This window comes from Leptolyngbya sp. FACHB-671, assembly GCF_014695745.1.
Classification (GTDB): Bacteria; Cyanobacteriota; Cyanobacteriia; order Elainellales; family Elainellaceae; genus JAAUTN01.
This window is the reverse complement of the sequence record NZ_JACJOV010000131.1, coordinates 1-3487: the sequence shown is the minus strand read 5'-3', so window position 1 is coordinate 3487 and position 3487 is coordinate 1. Positions and strand designations below refer to the sequence as shown.

General features: G+C 47.1%; 2 protein-coding genes and 1 pseudogene. 2 read left to right on the top strand and 1 reads right to left on the bottom strand.

Translation table 11 applies throughout. From position 1 onward, the window contains the following. Nucleotides 1–1482: helix-turn-helix domain-containing protein (locus tag H6F93_RS19680; protein ID WP_190684238.1), on the bottom strand; the 1482-nt coding region annotated here is incomplete at its 3' end. A gap of 437 nt (nucleotides 1483–1919) precedes the next feature. On the opposite strand from H6F93_RS19680, the gene H6F93_RS19675 reads away from it, so the two are divergent. Continuing rightward, nucleotides 1920–3110: a calcium-binding protein gene (locus tag H6F93_RS19675; protein WP_190684234.1), complete on the top strand. Its 1191-nt coding sequence runs from the start codon at nucleotides 1920–1922 to the stop codon at nucleotides 3108–3110. A 169-nt stretch (nucleotides 3111–3279) separates the two neighbouring features. After that, a pseudogene (locus H6F93_RS19670) lies at nucleotides 3280–3487 on the top strand (hypothetical protein); the annotation flags it as partial.

Here is a 3487-nt window from a genome sequence, read left to right as displayed (position 1 = left end):
TTGGGTAAAACTGGAGGGAATGCGTTTAGCTTCACCGTTCTGCCTTGCATCACCGTTTTGTAGAATCTTCCGTTCAATTTGCGCTTGTGCAGCCGTTTCTATCAGACATCGCCGCCCTAACTTTTCCAATACCTCCAGCAACCGCGCCTTAGACACCGTAGGAATAATGTCGGCATGAAGCTGACCAATCGTCGTCCCTTCTCGGTTAATCGCTAACCAATTCATCACTTGCTGTTCCAACGCTGATAGACGTTCGATTTGCTCATCCAGCAAACGACGCAGCCCATTAAAAACGATCGTCCCCTGCTCTAAAAATTCTGCAATATCGCCATCAAACAGGTCACGAATCGATGTGGCGACAATCTTCAACGCCAGAGGATTACCCCGGTAATGTTCGATCAGGTTGTCGCGATCGGCAGCATCTCCCGTTAACCCTTTGGCTTCTAGAATGCTGTTACTGTCTGTTGGGGTGAGTCCGGTCAGTTGCAGCGATCGCACCGGCAGCGCATTGCCCTCCAGCGCTGCGACTTCTGAGGGCTTTTCTCGACTGGTCAACAGCAAACAACTTTGGTGTTCTGTTGCACCCACACGCTGAAACAGTTCTCCATACGCTTCATAGCCGGAGCGATAACTGCCCACAACCTGTCCACTCTGGAGAATGGACTCCATATTGTCCAACACTAGCAGGCAGCGATCCTGTTTCAAGTATTGGATCAGTCGGGTGATTTGGGCTGAAGTGCCTTTCGGCAAGGTAATGTCTTGCTGGCGAGAGAGGAGTGGAATCAGGTCTTCGAGGAGATTGTCCAAGGGTGGAGCATCTCGCAGCGATCGCCAGATGACGAATTCAAAAAGGGAATCGGGTTTTGTAGATAATCCATCACCTTCCTCGGAGCGACTGCTAGCAATTTGCTGAGCCAGTTTAATCGACAGAGAGGTTTTGCCAATGCCTCCCATGCCTAATAAACAAATCAAACGGCAGCGTGAAGCCTGTGGTATTCCAGAAGGATTTTGCTTTTCAGAAGAGAATTCGCCCCTAATCCATTGATGCAAAAGCTCCAGTTCCGGTTGACGACCATAGAAGGTAGAAACATCCATGGCTTCGCCCCAATCAATACAGGGAGAAGCAGTGCCAGTGTACTCACTATTGCGTTTTCCAGATGCCTTATTTTTCGGCTCGCTGGCTCCTGCTTGAATTTCTTCACTTTCTTGCTGGTAATGATGCTCCAACGAAGCACGGAAGTTGGTCTTGCTTACCGTCTCACCTAACGCATCAGAAAGTAATTGCCAGAGTTTCGGACCCGCATATCGTTTTAAGTAACTGGCAGCGTAATTCTTCCGGTTGGCGATTTCTTCGTAGGTTTGCCCTTGCCAGGAGCCACTTAAGATTGCAACTTCAACAGGACTGAGCCGTCGCCTAGTTTTTGCCACGACGAGCGCATTTGCGACTTCAAGTCCCTTCTCCACGTCCATCAATCGACGCATCTAGTCATACACTGGTTCAACTAAACAATGTACCAAATTTTACCGAGTTGCTTTACCTTGCGTAATCTTTCTATAACATTTTTGTTGCACAACGTATGAACTTCTATCTATTGACGATTTACGAACACTTTGATATCGAACTGCTTTATCAGCAGGGAATACATAGATGAATACTCATACCCTTCATATCCCTCATACGGTTGGGTGAAGGGATTTGAATCGGCAAAGAATTAAGGTCTAAATATCGAGAGCAACAACGCATTCAACAACTTCTTTATTTGTTGATGAATATAACTTCTACTGTTGCGTTGTTTGTATTCCATTAAGTGTTTTGCGTTCGCAAGATGTACAAAGTCGTTTGTCTTTGCGATCGCTTCACTTGATGTCTTTTCGATTGTTTTACAACTCAAACCACAACTATTTCAAGAGAAATCAAAATGACTGAACCTATTTATGGCGATGATAATTCAAATCAGCAGCTCTACGGCGACCTCAGTGGTGAGCCTGAGAACGATACCATTTACGGACTAGGAGGAAACGATATCATTTTTGGACTAGGAGGAGATGACATCATTTATGGTGGCGATGGTCAAGATCTGATCTCTGGTGGTGATGGCAACGATTGGATTGATGCTGGCTCTGGTAGCAATCAGACTATCTATGGTGGCAATGGTAACGACACGATATTGGGTGACGGCAGTGCCAAGTTTATGCAAGGTGGCGCTGGCGACGACCTTTACTATGTCAATCATCAAAATGACTACGTTGGTGAGGAGCTTAATGAGGGGGTTGATGTTGTACGCGCTAGCATCAGCTATACGTTGACAGACTATGTCGAAAAGTTAGTTTTGGAGGGCAATGCCGCCAACGGCACGGGTAATGCTTGGGATAATGAACTCTACGGAAATGCTGCTGACAACCTCCTCTCGGGTGGTGATGGCAATGACGTGCTCCGAGGTGGCGGTGGCAATGACGTTCTTCGGGGTGACAACGGTGACGATCACCTGATTGGGGAATCAGGCAGCAACCAATTACTTGGGGGAAGCGGCAACGACGTTTACTATGTCGAGAATGCAACTACCACCGTTTTTGAGGTTGCTTCGGGGGGATCTGATGCTGTGCGCTCCACCGTTAGCTTTACCTTATCAGCAGAGGTTGAGGCTTTAGCTCTGGATGGCACTGCTGCGATTAACGGTACGGGTAACAACTTGGCTAATATTATCTACGGTAACGCTGCTAACAACTCCATCTCTGGTGGTGGCGGAAATGACTATTTAGCGGGTCTTGGCGGAAATGACACTCTAACGGGTGGCTCAGGGCAAGATAGCTTTCTCATCAGTGCTCCACGCCAGGGAATTGACACGATCAAGGACTTTAGAGTGGTGGATGACAGTTTCTATATTGATCGAGCTGGCTTTGGAGCTGGATTGGCAGCAGGAGTCATCACGGCTGATCAATTTCGGCTTGGGTCGAGTGCTCAAGACAGTAGCGATCGCTTTATCTATAACAAAGGTACTGGAGCGGTATTCTTCGACGCAGACGGCATCGGGGGAGTGGCTCAGGTTCAGATTGCCAGAGTATCGACTGGCTTAGCAATGACGAACAAAGACTTCTTTGTAGTAGGCTAATCACTTACAAATAGCCTGGTGGGGGACATGCTTCCCCACTGGTTACCTACTGTCCTTCATTAAATTTAGATGGTCAAACGTTTGATCAAACGCGCTCTGATTACTCACCAATTGCGTGAGTAATTTGTAGGGATGGTTTTACTGTGTTGAAAAAATCAAGGAGATAAAAATGACAGCACATACGATCGATCTAACTATTCAAGATTCACCTTCTAAAACCCATTGGCTAGAACTCGTTGAACAGTTAGGAAAACAGTTTGCAGCACGATCGCAACAGGTTGATGAGAGCGATCGCTTTGTCTTTGAAAATTATGCTGACTTAAAAGCACATGGATTTGTATCGCTGGGTGTGCCGCAAGCGTTGGGCGGTGCTGGAT